12 protein-coding genes are annotated in these 13,797 nt (G+C 67.6%); 4 read left to right on the top strand and 8 right to left on the bottom strand.

The window, feature by feature from the left end; genetic code table 11:
* Nucleotides 1–17: 17 nt before the first annotated feature.
* The gene (locus HRC28_RS17740) at nucleotides 18–716 is read right to left on the bottom strand and encodes a hypothetical protein (RefSeq protein ID WP_182376772.1); all 699 of its coding nucleotides are present in this window, start codon (nucleotides 714–716) and stop codon (nucleotides 18–20) included.
* 296 nt (nucleotides 717–1,012) lie between these two features.
* Between HRC28_RS17740 and HRC28_RS17735 the strand changes: the two genes are divergently transcribed.
* Nucleotides 1,013–2,383: a dicarboxylate/amino acid:cation symporter gene (locus tag HRC28_RS17735; RefSeq protein ID WP_182376771.1), complete on the top strand. Its 1,371-nt coding sequence runs from the start codon at nucleotides 1,013–1,015 to the stop codon at nucleotides 2,381–2,383.
* Between the two features lie 66 nt (nucleotides 2,384–2,449).
* On the opposite strand, the gene HRC28_RS17730 is transcribed toward HRC28_RS17735, so the two are convergent.
* From HRC28_RS17730 to HRC28_RS17715, 4 genes are read right to left on the bottom strand one after another with little or no spacing between them, the layout of a single operon-like run.
* The gene (locus tag HRC28_RS17730; protein WP_182376770.1) at nucleotides 2,450–3,415 is read right to left on the bottom strand and encodes a glutathione S-transferase C-terminal domain-containing protein; all 966 of its coding nucleotides are present in this window, start codon (nucleotides 3,413–3,415) and stop codon (nucleotides 2,450–2,452) included.
* Between the two features lie 9 nt (nucleotides 3,416–3,424).
* Nucleotides 3,425–4,027 (bottom strand): TetR/AcrR family transcriptional regulator, encoded by a 603-nt coding sequence (locus tag HRC28_RS17725; RefSeq protein ID WP_182376769.1) that lies wholly within the window; start codon nucleotides 4,025–4,027, stop codon nucleotides 3,425–3,427.
* Between the two features lie 4 nt (nucleotides 4,028–4,031).
* A complete protein-coding gene (locus HRC28_RS17720) occupies nucleotides 4,032–5,162 on the bottom strand; it encodes a hypothetical protein (RefSeq protein WP_182376768.1) in 1,131 nt (376 codons plus the stop codon).
* Complete coding sequence (locus HRC28_RS17715) at nucleotides 5,159–6,667, bottom strand: hypothetical protein (RefSeq protein WP_182376767.1); 1,509 nt, start codon at nucleotides 6,665–6,667, stop codon at nucleotides 5,159–5,161. Before HRC28_RS17715 ends, HRC28_RS17720 begins: the two co-directional genes overlap by 4 nt.
* A 328-nt stretch (nucleotides 6,668–6,995) precedes the next feature.
* Between HRC28_RS17715 and HRC28_RS17710 the strand changes: the two genes are divergently transcribed.
* Complete coding sequence (locus HRC28_RS17710; protein ID WP_182376766.1) at nucleotides 6,996–7,577, top strand: hypothetical protein; 582 nt, start codon at nucleotides 6,996–6,998, stop codon at nucleotides 7,575–7,577.
* Between the two features lie 118 nt (nucleotides 7,578–7,695).
* Here HRC28_RS17710 and HRC28_RS17705 read toward each other — a convergent pair whose 3' ends face one another.
* Nucleotides 7,696–10,383, bottom strand: a complete 2,688-nt coding sequence (locus HRC28_RS17705) for a carboxypeptidase-like regulatory domain-containing protein (protein ID WP_182376765.1) — start codon at nucleotides 10,381–10,383, stop codon at nucleotides 7,696–7,698.
* A 154-nt stretch (nucleotides 10,384–10,537) separates the two neighbouring features.
* Here HRC28_RS17705 and HRC28_RS17700 point away from each other — a divergent pair, with 154 nt between their 5' ends.
* Nucleotides 10,538–11,260, top strand: a complete 723-nt coding sequence (locus HRC28_RS17700; RefSeq protein ID WP_182376764.1) for a VOC family protein — start codon at nucleotides 10,538–10,540, stop codon at nucleotides 11,258–11,260.
* 86 nt (nucleotides 11,261–11,346) lie between these two features.
* Nucleotides 11,347–12,114: an alpha/beta hydrolase gene (locus HRC28_RS17695; protein ID WP_182376763.1), complete on the top strand. Its 768-nt coding sequence runs from the start codon at nucleotides 11,347–11,349 to the stop codon at nucleotides 12,112–12,114.
* Between the two features lie 105 nt (nucleotides 12,115–12,219).
* On the opposite strand, the gene HRC28_RS17690 is transcribed toward HRC28_RS17695, so the two are convergent.
* Together HRC28_RS17690 and HRC28_RS17685 are read right to left on the bottom strand one after the other, a co-directional pair.
* The gene (locus tag HRC28_RS17690) at nucleotides 12,220–12,939 is read right to left on the bottom strand and encodes a hypothetical protein (protein ID WP_182376762.1); all 720 of its coding nucleotides are present in this window, start codon (nucleotides 12,937–12,939) and stop codon (nucleotides 12,220–12,222) included.
* On the bottom strand, nucleotides 12,936–13,757 hold the full coding sequence (locus HRC28_RS17685) for a helix-turn-helix domain-containing protein (RefSeq protein ID WP_182376761.1): 822 nt from the start codon (nucleotides 13,755–13,757) through the stop codon (nucleotides 12,936–12,938). The genes HRC28_RS17690 and HRC28_RS17685 overlap by 4 nt, the downstream gene beginning before the upstream one ends.
* Nucleotides 13,758–13,797 lie beyond the last annotated feature (40 nt).

Below are 13,797 nucleotides of genomic sequence, written 5' to 3'. Positions count from 1 at the left end.
AAGCGAGCCTCGAAACCTCAGACCGGGTTGCCGCTGAGGTCGGTCCGCTTGCCCCCACCGCTGCCGACGACGGTGAGCCACGCTCGGTCGCCGGCGAACGGCCTGCCGATCACAACGGTGCAGGTCTCCAGGACGCCGCCACACAGCCGGGCGAGGACGTTGCCCTTCACCTCGGTGAAATCGAACGGCTTGCGGACCGACATCGACTCCGTCAACGACGTCAGGGTCCCGTCCCACTGGTAGACACGCGCGCCGTCGGGGGCGTCCTTGTCGGGGACGGTCACGACGGCGATGTTGCGGAACATCGCCACCTCGAACACCCTCGTCGAGCCGGTCTCCTCGCGCAGTGCCGCGGCCAGGTCGGCCACGCCTGCCGTTGTGAACAGTTCGACGGTGCCGGAGCCACTGACCTGGACCTCCGCCTCGGACTCGGTGACCGTGCGGGTGGTCGTGGTGGTCGTCGTCGGTCGGTCGCTGTCGTTCACCGCTTCAACGACCGCCCAGACGCCGGCCCCTGCGCCACCGACCACGACCGCGGCTCCGGCCAGCAACAGGCCGATCCGGCGTCGTACCCGACGGCGCTCGGCGGGTGCGTTGTACGTCGTGAAGGTGCCGGCGTTCGAGTACGGCGACGTGGGTGTCGGCGTGGGGCCGACACCGCGGGTGTCGTCGTGGCGCGGCTGATAGGCCTGCCAGTTCGGGGGCTGGTCTGCCATGCCGCGATCTTAGGACGACCACGGAATATCTCCGGTACGACGCCGGTTCGCCCCAGTGTGTGCAGAGAGCCGAGGACCGAGGGTGAGTTGCTGACGCGACGCCTCGTGGTGGACCTCCAGCGGACGAAGAGCACCCGCTGTCGTTGAGGACCCGCGCCCTGCTGGCGCGTCCCGACCTGCCGATTCCGGCAGGCAACCCCTCTCGTCCCCAGCGATCCTCCGCGATCCCCACCGATCCCCAGTCGGTCCGCAGCGCCACCGGTGCGCCGTGCGGCCGCATCGAAAGGCTTCTCCCCATGAGCTCCACCCGTACTGAGCCCGCCACCTGGCGCGACCGGCTCCCGTCGTTCGGCGTCCAGGTCCTGATCGGGCTCGCGCTCGGCGTGATCCTCGGCCTCGTCGCCCGATCCATCGGAGCCGACGGCACCGACGCCGCGACCGGCGAGGTCGACCCCAACTGGCTGACCGAGACACTGACCACGGTCGGCGACACATTCGTGACGCTGTTGCGGACCGTCGTACCGCCGTTGGTCTTCCTGGCGATCGTGGCCTCCATCGCCAACCTCCGTGAGGTCACCGGCGCTGCGCGTCTGGCCTGGAAGACGCTGGTCTGGTTCGCCTTCACGGCGTTGATCGCCGTCAGCATCGGCATCGTGCTGGGGTTGGTGCTGCAACCGGGCAACCACACGAGCGTCTCGGCCGACGCGGCCGCCGACCCGAGTCGTACCGGATCGTGGCTCGACTTCCTGACCGGACTGGTGCCGGAGAACGTGCTCGGACTGCAGGCCACCGCCGGCGGCGACGGCTCGGTCGGGCTGTCGTTCAACGTGCTGCAGATCCTCGTCGTGGCCATCGCCATCGGCATTGCCACGCTCAAGGTCGGCGAGGCAGCAGAGCCGTTCCTTGTCTTCGTCCGGTCTGCGCTCGTAATCGTGCAGAAGGTGCTCTGGTGGATCATCCTGCTCGCGCCGATCGCCACGGTCGGGCTGCTCGGGAACGCCGTGGCGTCGTACGGCTGGGACGCCCTCGGCTCGCTGGCGACCTTCTCGGCCGCGATCTACGTCGGCCTCGCGCTCGTCGTGTTCGTGGTCTATCCGGTACTGCTGCGGACCAATGGGCTCTCGATCAAGCAGTTCTTCTCCGGTGCGTGGCCGGCGATCTCTTTGGCGTTCGTGTCGCGTTCCTCGGTCGGGACGATGCCGGTCACGCAGTCCGTCACGGAGCGGAACCTGGGTGTCCCGCGTGCCTACGCGTCGTTCGCCGTACCGCTCGGTGCGACCACCAAGATGGACGGTTGCGCCTCGATCTATCCGGCGATCTCGGCGATCTTCGTCGCCCAGTTCTTCGGGATCGACCTGGGCCTGACCGACTACCTGCTGATCGCGTTCGTGTCGGTGATCGGTTCGGCCGCGACCGCCGGAGTCACCGGTGCCACGGTGATGCTGACCCTGACGCTCTCCACGCTGGGCCTGCCGCTCGCCGGTGTCGGCCTGCTGCTCGCGATCGACCCGATCCTCGACATGGGCCGTACGGCGGTCAACGTGGCCGGGCAGGCGCTGGTGCCGACCCTGGTCGCGAAGCGGGAAGGCATCCTCGACGAGGACGCCTACAACGCGCCGCGCGCCGGCAAGGCGTGGCGCGAGGACGAGGTCCCGGTCGCTGCCTGAGCTCCGGTGGTTGAGGTGCGAGGAGCGTCAGCGACGAGCCTCGAAACCCCGCGGTGCGCGAGCGCGTCAGACGCGTTCGCGCCCGTGGGGCGTCTGCCACCCCGCCAGGTCCGGCCCCTTGGGCACGACGCCCGTCGGATTGATGTCCTCGTGGACGACGTAGTAGTGCCGCTTGATCTGATCGAAGTCGATCGTCTCGCCGAAGCCGGGCGTCTGGAACAGGTCGCGCGCGTACCCCCACAACGCCGGCATCTCGGTCAGCTTGTTGCGGTTGCACTTGAAGTGGCCGTGGTAGACGGGGTCGAACCGCACCAGCGTCGTGAACAGGCGTACGTCGGCCTCGGTGATCGCGTCGCCCATGAGGTACCGCCGGTCGGTGAGTCGTTCCTCGAGCCAATCGAGCGTCTCGAAGAGCCGGTCGTACGCCGCCTCGTACGCCTCCTGCGATCCGGCGAACCCGCACCGGTAGACGCCGTTGTTGACCTCGGTGAAGACCCGCTTCATCACGGCCTCCATCTCCTCGCGTACGTCGTCCGGCCACAGGTCCGGCGCGTCGGGGCGGTGGTGCTCGCGCCACTCGAAGTAGAGGTCGTGGGTGATCCACGGGAAGTCGTTGGTGACGACGGCCTTCGTTGCGACGTCGACGACCGCGGGCACGGTGATCCCGCGCGGGTAGTCGGCGTACCTGGCGAAGTAGGCGTCCTGCAGCCGCTCGTACCCGAGCACCGGGTCCACGCCACCGGGGTCGAGGTCGAAGGTCCAGCTGCGCGCGTCGTGCGTCGGCCCGGTCAGCCCGAGCGAGATCACGTCCTCGAGCCCGAGCAGCTTGCGCACGATGATCGCCCGGTTCGCCCACGGACACGCCGCGGCCGCAACCAGCCGGTACCGACCCGGCTCGGCCGGCCAGGTCGGCGCCTCGATCGCGCCGCCGCCGTACGGGTCCTGCGACTTCTCGGGCTCGCGCGTGATCCGGTCCGGGATGTAGTTCATGTCCCGGTCGAACGGCTTGCCCTGCTCCGTGTACGTCGGCATGCGCACACCCTAGTGAGCGGCCGTCAACGCCGGCGCGATCCATTTCCGCAACCAGTCCCGCAGTTCGTCGTCGCTGCGGGCGGGATCGCTCGGGTTCTCCAGCAACGAGGTCAGCAGCCGCATGATCAACTCGGCAAGCCCTTCCAAGTCGTCCTCGCCCAGGCCTGCCTCGCCCCAGTCCACCGGAAACCGGTGCAGCATCTCGGCGCCGTACTGCACGGCCAGGGCTGATGTCGCACCGCGGCCGAACGCGCCTTCGTCGTTGATCTGCAGCAGCAGGCTGAGGCGCGGCTCGGTCGGGATGGTGCGCACCGAGTAGAGGATCCCCTCGACGACGGCTTCGGCGGGGCTCGCGGCGCCCTGAAGGTGCTCGACCATCTGGTCGACGAAGGTCTCCGCGCCCTGGGCAGCGACCTCCGCGACGATGTCGCTGAGCTTCGGGAAGTACCGGTAGACGGTCTGTCGGATCACGCCGAGGTCGGCGGCGACGTCCGACAGCGTCGTCTTCTGGATGCCGACGCGGTCGATGCACGCAGCGGTCGCGTCCACGATCCGCTGCCGCGCCTCGAGTTCGGTCGCGGGCGGTCGACCTCCCCAGCCGTGTTGTGCCATGGGTTCAGGCTTTCACGGGCTCCAGTGCCGGCTGCTTCGCGGTGGCCCGCAGTGCCGCGCCGATGATGCCGAGCGACGCGACGGTGCACGCGATGACGTACCAGAGGCTGCCGATCGGTGTGCCGTCCTCGGTGATGCCGTTGGTAGCTGCGAAGTACGCCGGCAGGGCGCTCACCCACAGCACGACATGCACGCCCAGGTAGATCGCCGGATAGACCCGGGCGAACGTGGGAGAGGACACCGGAGTGACCTGCCCGGCACTGATCGCGCGCCACGCATCCAGCAGCAGCCACAGACCGATCGCCCAGACGATGCCGAGTTCGACCCAGAGGATCGCGCGCTGGATGTCGATCTGGTCGTCTCCGCGGAGCGAGCCGGTGGGTGCGCTGACGACCATCATCGCGAAGGGGGTGAGGATGCCGGCGACGACGGTGCGCCAGGCAACCTGTCCGCCGCCAAGCGGCGTACGACCTTCTCGCGGGCCGACGAAGCGGATCACGATCCACGCCATTGCGGCGAACGAGACCGAGGCGAAGAGCAGCATGCTGTTCATCGGCACGGAGTCCAGTGCTGGTTGGTTGATCATCCGGTTGTCGGTGTTCCACGCCCACCACTTCAATTGCGGGCCGAGCTGGTCGAAGATCTCGTAGAACACCTGACACACGAACGCGACGGCGAACGCCGCAGCGAGAGCTCCGCGGCGCTCGAGGACGCGGAGTGCGCGCACCAGTTCCCAGGCCAGCGTGGTGATCGCCGGGTAGAAGGCCACGATGTAGAGCGGCAACCGGTCGTACATGAACTGCACCGTGAACACGTTGTGGCTGAAGATGAAGCCGACGTGCTCCTCCAGGCCGAACCAGCCGGGGAAGTAGAGCGGCGGCTCGACCACGGCCAGGTAGACGAGCGATGCGAACCACAGCGAGATGCCGATCGGGTCACCGTCGTGGCGCCACCGCCGCCACGAATGAAGGAGGGCCCAGATCGCGCCACCGATGATGAGGAGTTCGAGGAACGGCATGGTGGCGTTCTCGAGCCCGAACGGGTTGCGCAGGCTGGCGAACGGGTTGCGGTCGTGGCAGTCGAAGCCCAGACCGGCCGCGACCTTCTCGGCGACGGAATCGCAGGTGTAGCTCATCGAAGGGCTCCAGTCGTTGCGGGGGAGTGCTCCACCGGACGGGCGGGGTCGGACCAGTCGGTGCCGGGCGGATCCAGCAACTGGTCGAAGCCCGCGGGTACGACGGTCCGGCCGAGCTTCTCGCGGATCCGGTACCGGACGATCCCGAACCAGAAGCGCGGGTCGCGCATCATCTGCGCGAGCGACTTGTCCAGGTTGAAGACCTGCGCGAACGACTCCTCGACGTACGTGTCCTCGCGGCTGGCCGCATTGATCGCGTTGAAGATCGGCCAGCTGAAGCGGGCGACGAGCTTGCGCCGCCAGGGTGCGACGGTCTCGGTGCCGGTCGCGAAGTCGTAGGCCTGGTCACGAGCCATCGCCAGCATCCACGGCACGTCGAGCGATGCCTTCTGGCGGGTGAGGAAGTCCTTGTGGAACGTCAGGTCCAGCGCGGGATCCGACGCCAACATCTCCTTGAGGATCAGCGCCGAGCGCGCTGCCGAGCTCATGCCCTGCGCGTAGAACGGGTTGAAGGCGCAGATCGAGTCGCCGATGGTGAGGAGACCGATCGGCGGTACGTCGAGCAGGTCGAAACGGCGCCACTTGTTGCCGGTGGATCGCGTCAGGTGCACCTCGGAGGTCGGCGTACAGGCGCGCATGGCGTCGCCGAAGGCGGTCGCGCGGACCCGGTCGACGGAGGCCTCGAAGGTGTCGACCTTGCGCGGCATCTCGATGCCCCACGACCCCATGCAGACGATGGCGCGCTCTCCCTCGATGGGGAAGAAGTTGCTGAGGAACTCGTGCTCCTCGGGGTGGTCGCCGGTGTCCTGGGTCGGGGTGATGACCAGGTGCTTCCACCACCAGTTCGCGGGTCGTTCGTCGCGCGGCGGGAGGTCGTACCAGCGCGAGGTGTAGGTGACCTTCGCGTCGAGGGTGTTCTCCTCGGGGGCGGTCCAGCCCGCGGCAGCGAGCCAGTCGATGACCGACGAGCCGCGGCCGAGACAGTCGACCACCAGGTCGGCGGCAACGTACTGCTCCTCGCCGTCGGGGGTGCGGAACTCGACGCCCTTCACTCGACCCTGCGCCGTTCCGCCGTTGACAGAGTGCAGGCCGGTGACGGTGATGCCCTCGCGGACCTTGATGTTGCCGACGGCCCGGACCTTGTCGCGGATCACCCGCTCGATGAGCACGCGGGAGCTGTAGACCATCGTCATCGAGCCGGACTTCCGCGGCGCCCAGCCGTCGTCCTCGCAGTAGGCGGCGTCCATCGACGGCATCAGCTTCATGCCGCCGGCGGCGATGAGGGACTCCTCGAAGCCAGGGAAGATCTCGCCGATCGCGCGTCGCCCGGAGTTCAGCAGGAAGTGCGGGTGCTTGCTCTGGGGTACGCCGCGTCGGTGCTCGGCGTCCGCGGGGAGCAGGTCCCGCTCCAGCACGATCACCTCGTCGAAGTGGTCGGCCAGCACGCCCGCCGTACACAGTCCCGCCACGCTTCCGCCGAGAACAACCGCTGTCCTGCTCCGCATCCAAGTTCCTCTCAGCCATACAAGTTATGAGTGAATGTATGGTTGAACGGATGGGTCGTCAAGAGTCGTACCCTGCTGGAAGGAGGACCGCGATGTTTGGACGACGCAAGCGCAAGCGCGAGGTGGTCGTGGTGGACGCGCCCGACCAGTGGCCCGTCTGCGGTCAGGTGTACTTGTTCAATCGCGAACGCGAGGCGCGGGAGCGCGCTGAGTCGCCACCGCAGATAGCGCCCTCCACTGACCCAGGCAATAGCCCGTTCGGCTCTGATGACGAGTCCTGAGGTCCGAAACAGTCCGTCGTAGGGAGGACCTACGAAAGGACATCGAAATGCCGGACAAGAGTTATCAGGTCGTTTGCACAGGGCTCTGGGTTGGTGAGGAACAGGACTGGGACCAGAGCACGCCGTCCGATGAGTACTACCTCGTCATCACCACCATGGTTCGTGACTCCAAGGGCGTCCTGGCGCAGAAGACCGTCACCGTGCCGGGGGCCGGCGAGTTCGAGAGCATGGACACCGGAGACTGGAAGAAGTTCGAGGTGTTGTGCTGGGACGGTCCGATGAACCGCTTCGGCACCTTCACCCAGCTGTACGAATCGGACGAGGGTCAGAAGAAGGAGAACAGGAAGCTGATCAACGATGCGGCGACCCAGGTGGTCCAGCTCGGGACGGGCACGATTCCCGAAGGCCTGCAGAAGTTGAGCACCGACATCTTCATGAAGCTCCTTGACCTCGATGACGACATGATCGACGCGCAGGTCACCCGGGTCTTCAACTCGGCGGCAACAGAGAAGCTGGTCAACAGCCCTCAGAAGAAGAGCGTTCCGGAGGGCATCCCGTATCGGTTCCGTACCGATCACTGGGGTGGCGGCGGACGGGTCCGGATGTACTACGACATCCGCCCGAGCTGAGCCTTCGATCGACACTCGGCCAGGTCAGCTGACCTGGCCGAGTGTTCCGTCGGTTCCGACGAACTCCTCCAGCGCCACCCCGTGGACGAGCGCCAACGCCCAAACCTGCCGGAAGGCATCAGGCGCGCGGCCTGATGACCAGTCGCACCCGCACCTTCGTGGCTGTACCGACCCAGCTCGTGGACGTGCGCAGCTTGAGGACGAAGTAGTACGTCCCGGCCGCACGCGGTCGGCCGTAGATCGTTCCCCGGGTCGAGATGGCGAGTCCGCGCGGGAGACGCCCTGACACCAGGCGCCAGCTTTGGGGAGCGACTCCCCAGATCTTGATCGGCTGTGCGTAGCGCCTGCCCACGCGACCCGACGGCATCCGCACGGTCTGGATCGGCCCCAGGTTGACCGTCAGGGTGAACCGGCGGGTCGCCACCTTGCCGGCACTGTCGATGGCCCGGAGGGCGAAGCTGCTCGTGGTGGCCAGGATCGGGGTGCCGGTCAGCGTGCCCCTCGTCTGCAGGGCGATCCCCGGAGGCAGCTTTCCCGAGACCAGCGACCACGCCACGGGGCCGGTCACGGTCGGGGTTGCTGCGAGACGGGTCGCGTACGGCTTTCCGACGCCGCCCAACGGCAGCGTGCTCGTCGTGATCTGCATCGTCGGCACCGGAGGGGGTGGCGTCACGGTGACAGCGGTCGGAATCACCGGATCGACGATGACGCCGTTCACGGTGCCGTCGGCGTCGCCGAATCCGCCGTCGGTCAGGTGCAGGACGATCGTGTTGCCGGAGATCGTGGCGTGGCTGGTCGCATCCGTCGTCGTACCGTCGGCGGCAACCTTGAACACGCTGGTGGGTTGGCTGCCCTCCGGCAGGGTCAGGGTGACGTCGGCGGTCGAGCCCGGGGTGATGTCCGACAGCTCGTAGGCCACGTCGCCGACGAGCGCCGTCTGGCCGTCCGGGGTCGAGGTCGCGGGATGCGAGGCGAGCTCGGACAGGGTTGCGTCGGGCGGCCCGGCGATCGTCACCCGGCCGGCGTTCGTTCCGTACGACGGCACCGACCCCACCCAGCTCATCGGGATGACGGTCGGGGTGTCCGCGGACGGCACCTCGGTGTCGAAGGGGAAGGTGTAGCCGTCCGGTTGCTTCAGCTGGCCCCAGACCCTCGAGCCGGGCAGCGCCAGCATCGGCAGGTTCCCCGCGGCGTCGCTGGTGGAGCCGTCGATGTCGCTCCCGACGATCCGGTACTCGACGCCACCCATCGTGCGGTTCAGTTCGGAGACCCCGTACATCAGGCGGATGCCGGGCACGGCACGGTCCGAGGCGTCCAGCACGCGTGGGGTGAAGACGACGGGCGTGGGGAGGTTGACGTCCCGCGTTGCCGTGGTGGCGACGTCGAACGAGCCCTGGGCGTCGACGGTGTAAGGGGCCGCGTCGGGTCCGGCGGTGCCGTCGTGGCGAACCGTGAGACGGACCTCCCCAGGGACGACGTTCGCGCTCCAGGATCCGTCGGCGTCGGTCTGGGTGGTCTTGAACGTGTTCGTGTCCACTGACCGCACCGACACCGACGCCCCACTCACCGGCTGGCCGTCGTCGGTCCGGACCACGCCGGAGACCGTTGCGGATGCGGCGGCCATCGTCATGGTCATCTCGGTCGGATCGGTGGCAACGTCCGTGACGCCCGTGATCGTCCCGAGGCCCGGTACGAGGACGCTGACGGTCGTGGTCGTTCCGAGCAGGGCCTGGGTGACGACCAGGTCGTCCTCGTCTGGATACGAGGTGTAGCGGTAGCGCGAGGAGTAGGTCATCGGTGTGCCAGCCGATGACGTCAGCGTGGTCGTGCTCTCCGTGCTGGTCACCGAATCGCCGGTCGCCGGGCTGCCGTCGGCGTGCTTGAGACGGACGCGAAGCTCCGCTGGCACGGGGGTGGTGACGTTGAACTCGGTGTCACCGGACACGGCGACGCTTCCGCTGATGTTCGTGTCGTCGAATCGGACGGTGGGAAAGTTGCCGGAGCTCGCCTCGAAGGAGTACGACCCGGTGGGCAGGTCGAACCAGTAGCTGCCGTCGCTCGCCGTGTCCGCGTGCACGAAGGAGTTGTTGTTGTCGTCGATGGAGATGCCTGCACCCGCCATGCCGCGACCAGCGGTGTCGGAGAGGCGGCCGTGGAGCCGGTCCATCACGGGCAGCTTCACGGTCGCGTTGGTCGGGTTGGACGTGATGGCGACCGGCATCTTCACCGGGAAGGTGTGGGGGATCGCGGCCTGGATGGTTGTCACCGAGCCCTGCAGGGTCGAGACCGTGATCCGGCCGGCGCTGTCCGTCACGAGCGGCGGATCGCTGACGAACCGGTGTGGCAGCCCCCTCCACATCACTGCGGTGCCGTCAGGCTGGTTGACGAAGGCGATCGCCTGCGGCACCTGGATCTGGGACGTGGCTGCCGGGCTGCCGTCCGACTTCTGCAGGTTCAGGTTGAGCGGCACCAGAGCCGGCAGCGTGAAGTTCGCAACCCTGTCGCCGTTCACGACGACCCGCGCGGCTCCCATGACGAAGTACCGGCCCGGGCCGTCGGGGACGAGCGCGGAGATCGCCACCGTGTAGGTGCCGGTGGGAACCTGGACCGAGTACGACCCGTCGGCTGCGGTGGGCGAACCTCCGATGAGCCCCGTGTAGCTCACGTTCACGCCTTCGAGCGGCTGGCCCGCGGCATCACGGACGACTCCGGTGACGAGTGCTCCGGTGACCGCCGTCGCTGGCTGTGCCAGCGACGACATCAGCAACGCCAGCGTTGCCACCAACGCTGCTCCGAGCATGCGCATCGATCAGACCTCTACCCCATGAGCGCTTCACCACGGGCGCGTGGCTGACTCATGCTAGGTGACCGGATGACTCGCCGAACCCGGTTTGAGGCAACTGTCGGCCCGTTGGTCCAGAGGGCTTCGCCGGATTGAACGGTGTGCCTACGGTGGCGCCATGTTCCTGGAGAACGTCGTCTTCGACGCCACGGCACCACAGGCACTCGGTCGGTTCTGGGAGGCCGCGCTCGGCACCGAGCGGCTGACCGACGTGCCCGAGGGCTTCGAGACCCGGCTGAGCGTGCCGGACGGCCCGGTGCTCGACCTCTGCTTCCAGCGGGTGCCCGACCAGCCGGTCGAGCCCCAGCGTCTCCACCTCGACCTGCACGGCGGAGCGGACCAGGCTGCGGTCGTCGAGCGACTGATCGCGCTGGGCGCGAGCCGCGCGGACGTCGGGCAGGGGGACGTGCCGTGGGTGGTGCTCACCGACCCTGCGGGCAATGCCTTCTGCGTGCTCGAGGAGCGGTCGTCGTACGACGGCACGGGGCCGGTTGCTGGCCTGCCGCTCCAGGTGGCTGATGCCGAGCGGGACGGCGCGTTCTGGGAGTGGCTGACCGGCTGGGTGCCGGTCGAGGGGAGTGGGTTGGTGAGCCTGCGGCACCCCTCGCTGCGTGGCCCGCTGCTCGACCTGTCCGCCGAGGCCGGCCCGAAGGGTACGGCGAAGAACCGCACCCACCTCGACCTGCGGCTGGAGGCCGGCGACGACGCCGACGAGGTCGCTCGCGGCATCACCGACCGCGGCGGTCGTGAGCTGCACTTCGGCTGGGGCGAGCTGCCGTGGCGGCACTTCGCGGATCCGTCGGGCAACGAGTTCTGCGTGCTGCCCGCGTCGACGCACTGAGTGGAATCAGGTCCCGTCGAACGCAGCGGAGGGGCGCTGGTCGGTGCTGGAAAACTTGGGCGAGTGTGGTCTGACAAACTCCGCCAATGACCGCTGAGAAGCCACCGTTGGTCCTCCTCCACGGCGTCACCATGTCTGCCCGGGCGTGGGACCAGGTGATCCCCCTGCTCACCGACCGTCACGAGGTCGTAGCCCTCACGGCCCTCGGGCACCACGGTGGCCAGGCTGCTGACGGTCCGGTTCGGGTGAGCGATCTCGTCGACAATGCCGAGCGGCAACTGGACGACCTGGGCTGGGACCGGCCCCATCTCGCCGGCAACTCCCTGGGCGGATGGATGGCCGTCGAACTGGCTCGGCGAGGCCGCGCCAGCTCGGTCTGCGCATTGTCGCCAGCTGGATTCTGGGCCACCGGAACGTCTGGGCAGATCCACGGGACCAAGGTGCTGCGCCGGGAGGCGCGGATCACGGGGCTCACCCGCCCCGTCTTGCCTGCCCTGTTCAGGTCGGGAGCCGTCCGGCGGTTCGGGATGCGAAACATCGCCGTTCACGGGAACCGGCTCACGGCCGAGCAGGCGCTCGCTGCGGCTGACGACCTGCTCGGGTGCACGGTCATCGCTGACATCCTGGGCACACCCGAGGAGATCGCGCCCATGGACCCGCTGCCCTGCCCGATCACGCTGGCCTGGTCGGAGCATGACGCCGTTCTGCCTGTCGCGGTCAATGGGCAGGTCGCCCAGAAGCGCTTGCCCGAGGCACGGTTCACTGTTCTGCCGGGGGTGGGCCATGTGCCCATGATTGACAATCCGGGACTCGTCGCCGAGGCCATTCTGGAGAGCACGCGGGTCTTGCCGTGAAGCCCTGACCGTCGCAGTACGACCTGCGCAGACCGGGACGGTACGCGGCGGAACCGGGCCTGCCCCGGGCTTGGACGCTCCTTCTCTGGAGAGAGCACCTGTCCTTTACTTCGCGTCGATCGCCTCGGAGAGTCGTGCCAGTCTGCGTTCCGCTGTCGGGTTCTCAGCAATGGCTGCTGGTAGTGCCAGGGTGGCCGTGATCATTTTGCGGAGGCGCTTGCGGTCCTTGGAGTCGAGCAAAACGGTCCCCGTGTCGCTAGCGGCAAGGATCGCGGCCAAAGCGGCGAAGTCGTGGCAGTGCCGCTTGCGACCGGACCCGGTGGTTTCGGAGTACGCGGCTGCTTTGAGAATCATGGCGCTGAGCAGTGTCGGCCGTGGGACACGGCCCGTTCGGCTGCCGATCTGGACTTCGACGATTTCCGTGCGCTTGAGAGCCTGGCTCCCGCCCGGAGCGGCGACGGTCGGGAAGCCGCTCGCGCTTTTCCGTCTAGAGGTGCGTTCTCCAGTTCCTTCGGGGATGAGTACGTCAATAACGGCGTCGCCGTTGATCCATCGGTGCTGTACGTCGTCTGCGCTCGGGTCTGGTTCGAACTTGAGCTCCTTGAGCGCCGCGGTCACGGCGCCGAGAGCTGAGGGGATCCGGGCGTTGACTACGGCGTCTGCGTCGTTGGTGGGGCGCTGTGGTGAGTAGCCGCGTTCGGCGCAGTGCAGATGGACGAGTTGGCCGCCGATGAGAGTCCAGTCGTCTGGATGCTTGTCGTAGAGGTCCAGTAGCGCGTGCCAAGCAGCTTCCTGCGCGCGGTCCATTGCAGGCAGGACGATCACGACTGCTCTACACGGTCGGCGATGACTTCATCGAGGAGTTCGTGTGCTCGGCGGAGTTCTCGAGGCCCGCCGTGTTCAGCAAGATCGGCGGCGAGGAGTAGCCAACTGATCCGTGGCGGCTTGGCGGGGACGGCATGCAGGATGACGTTCGGCTTGTCGTCGAGCGAGACAGCTTCGAGCCAATGGTCTTGGACGAGCGCCCCGAGGTCGGCTTCGGCAACGTACCCCTCGGCCACACTGGGGTTGCTCATCTTCGAGTCGGGATGGGACAGGCCTGATGGGACCAGTCGCTCGTCGTCACGGAGCGGCTTCAGGTCGGCTTCGGCGGCGATGTAAAGGTGCCGATCGCCACGGTTTCGGAGCCATGCGAGGAGCGCATCGTGATCTTCGCGTGCCAATGCTGAGGCCAGCCGGTGGACGGCGCGGTTACGTGAAGCTGGGCTAATGGACTTCACCTGTGCGACGCCGCTCGGCCACTCAAGGTCGATGCGTGCGAAGTCGATGTTGGGCACCTGCATCTTGGGCATCTTGGGCATCTTGGGCACATCGACGTGCACGGACTGGATCTTCGGGAGTTCCACACTGGGCACGTTGACGAGGGAAGCAGCGTCAAGCGCGAGCATCGAGTACCAAACCGAAAGCGGCGAGATCGGACGCCCGCGGGCCGGCCGTTTTGCAGCGTCGACTGAGCTCAGCTCGAGTAGCCAGCGTCCGCCGACCTTCTCTGCGACCAGCGAACCGTCGTCGATACGCTGGCGCACCCTGGCTTCGGTCACGCCCAGGTGAGCGGCCGCCTCGGAGGCTGACATCCTTGCCATGTTCATAATCCTATCGTTACCGAAAGTATTATGAAAGCGG

Origin of the sequence: Nocardioides sp. WS12, assembly GCF_014108865.1 — a bacterium.
GTDB lineage: Bacteria > Actinomycetota > Actinomycetes > Propionibacteriales > Nocardioidaceae > Nocardioides.
The sequence above is the reverse complement of the archived record's forward strand: the minus strand, read 5'-3'. Positions and strand labels throughout refer to the sequence as shown.

Coding starts and splice junctions, on each gene's coding strand:
- HRC28_RS17685 (WP_182376761.1), bottom strand. CDS start 13,757: ATGGCAAGGATGTCAGCCTCCGAGGCGGCCGCTCACCTGGGCGTGACC.
- HRC28_RS17695 (WP_182376763.1), top strand. CDS start 11,347: ATGACCGCTGAGAAGCCACCGTTGGTCCTCCTCCACGGCGTCACCATG.
- HRC28_RS17710 (WP_182376766.1), top strand. CDS start 6,996: ATGCCGGACAAGAGTTATCAGGTCGTTTGCACAGGGCTCTGGGTTGGT.
- HRC28_RS17725 (WP_182376769.1), bottom strand. CDS start 4,027: ATGGCACAACACGGCTGGGGAGGTCGACCGCCCGCGACCGAACTCGAG.
- HRC28_RS17700 (WP_182376764.1), top strand. CDS start 10,538: ATGTTCCTGGAGAACGTCGTCTTCGACGCCACGGCACCACAGGCACTC.
- HRC28_RS17735 (WP_182376771.1), top strand. CDS start 1,013: ATGAGCTCCACCCGTACTGAGCCCGCCACCTGGCGCGACCGGCTCCCG.
- HRC28_RS17715 (WP_182376767.1), bottom strand. CDS start 6,667: ATGCGGAGCAGGACAGCGGTTGTTCTCGGCGGAAGCGTGGCGGGACTG.
- HRC28_RS17740 (WP_182376772.1), bottom strand. CDS start 716: ATGGCAGACCAGCCCCCGAACTGGCAGGCCTATCAGCCGCGCCACGAC.
- HRC28_RS17730 (WP_182376770.1), bottom strand. CDS start 3,415: ATGCCGACGTACACGGAGCAGGGCAAGCCGTTCGACCGGGACATGAAC.
- HRC28_RS17705 (WP_182376765.1), bottom strand. CDS start 10,383: ATGCGCATGCTCGGAGCAGCGTTGGTGGCAACGCTGGCGTTGCTGATG.
- HRC28_RS17720 (WP_182376768.1), bottom strand. CDS start 5,162: ATGAGCTACACCTGCGATTCCGTCGCCGAGAAGGTCGCGGCCGGTCTG.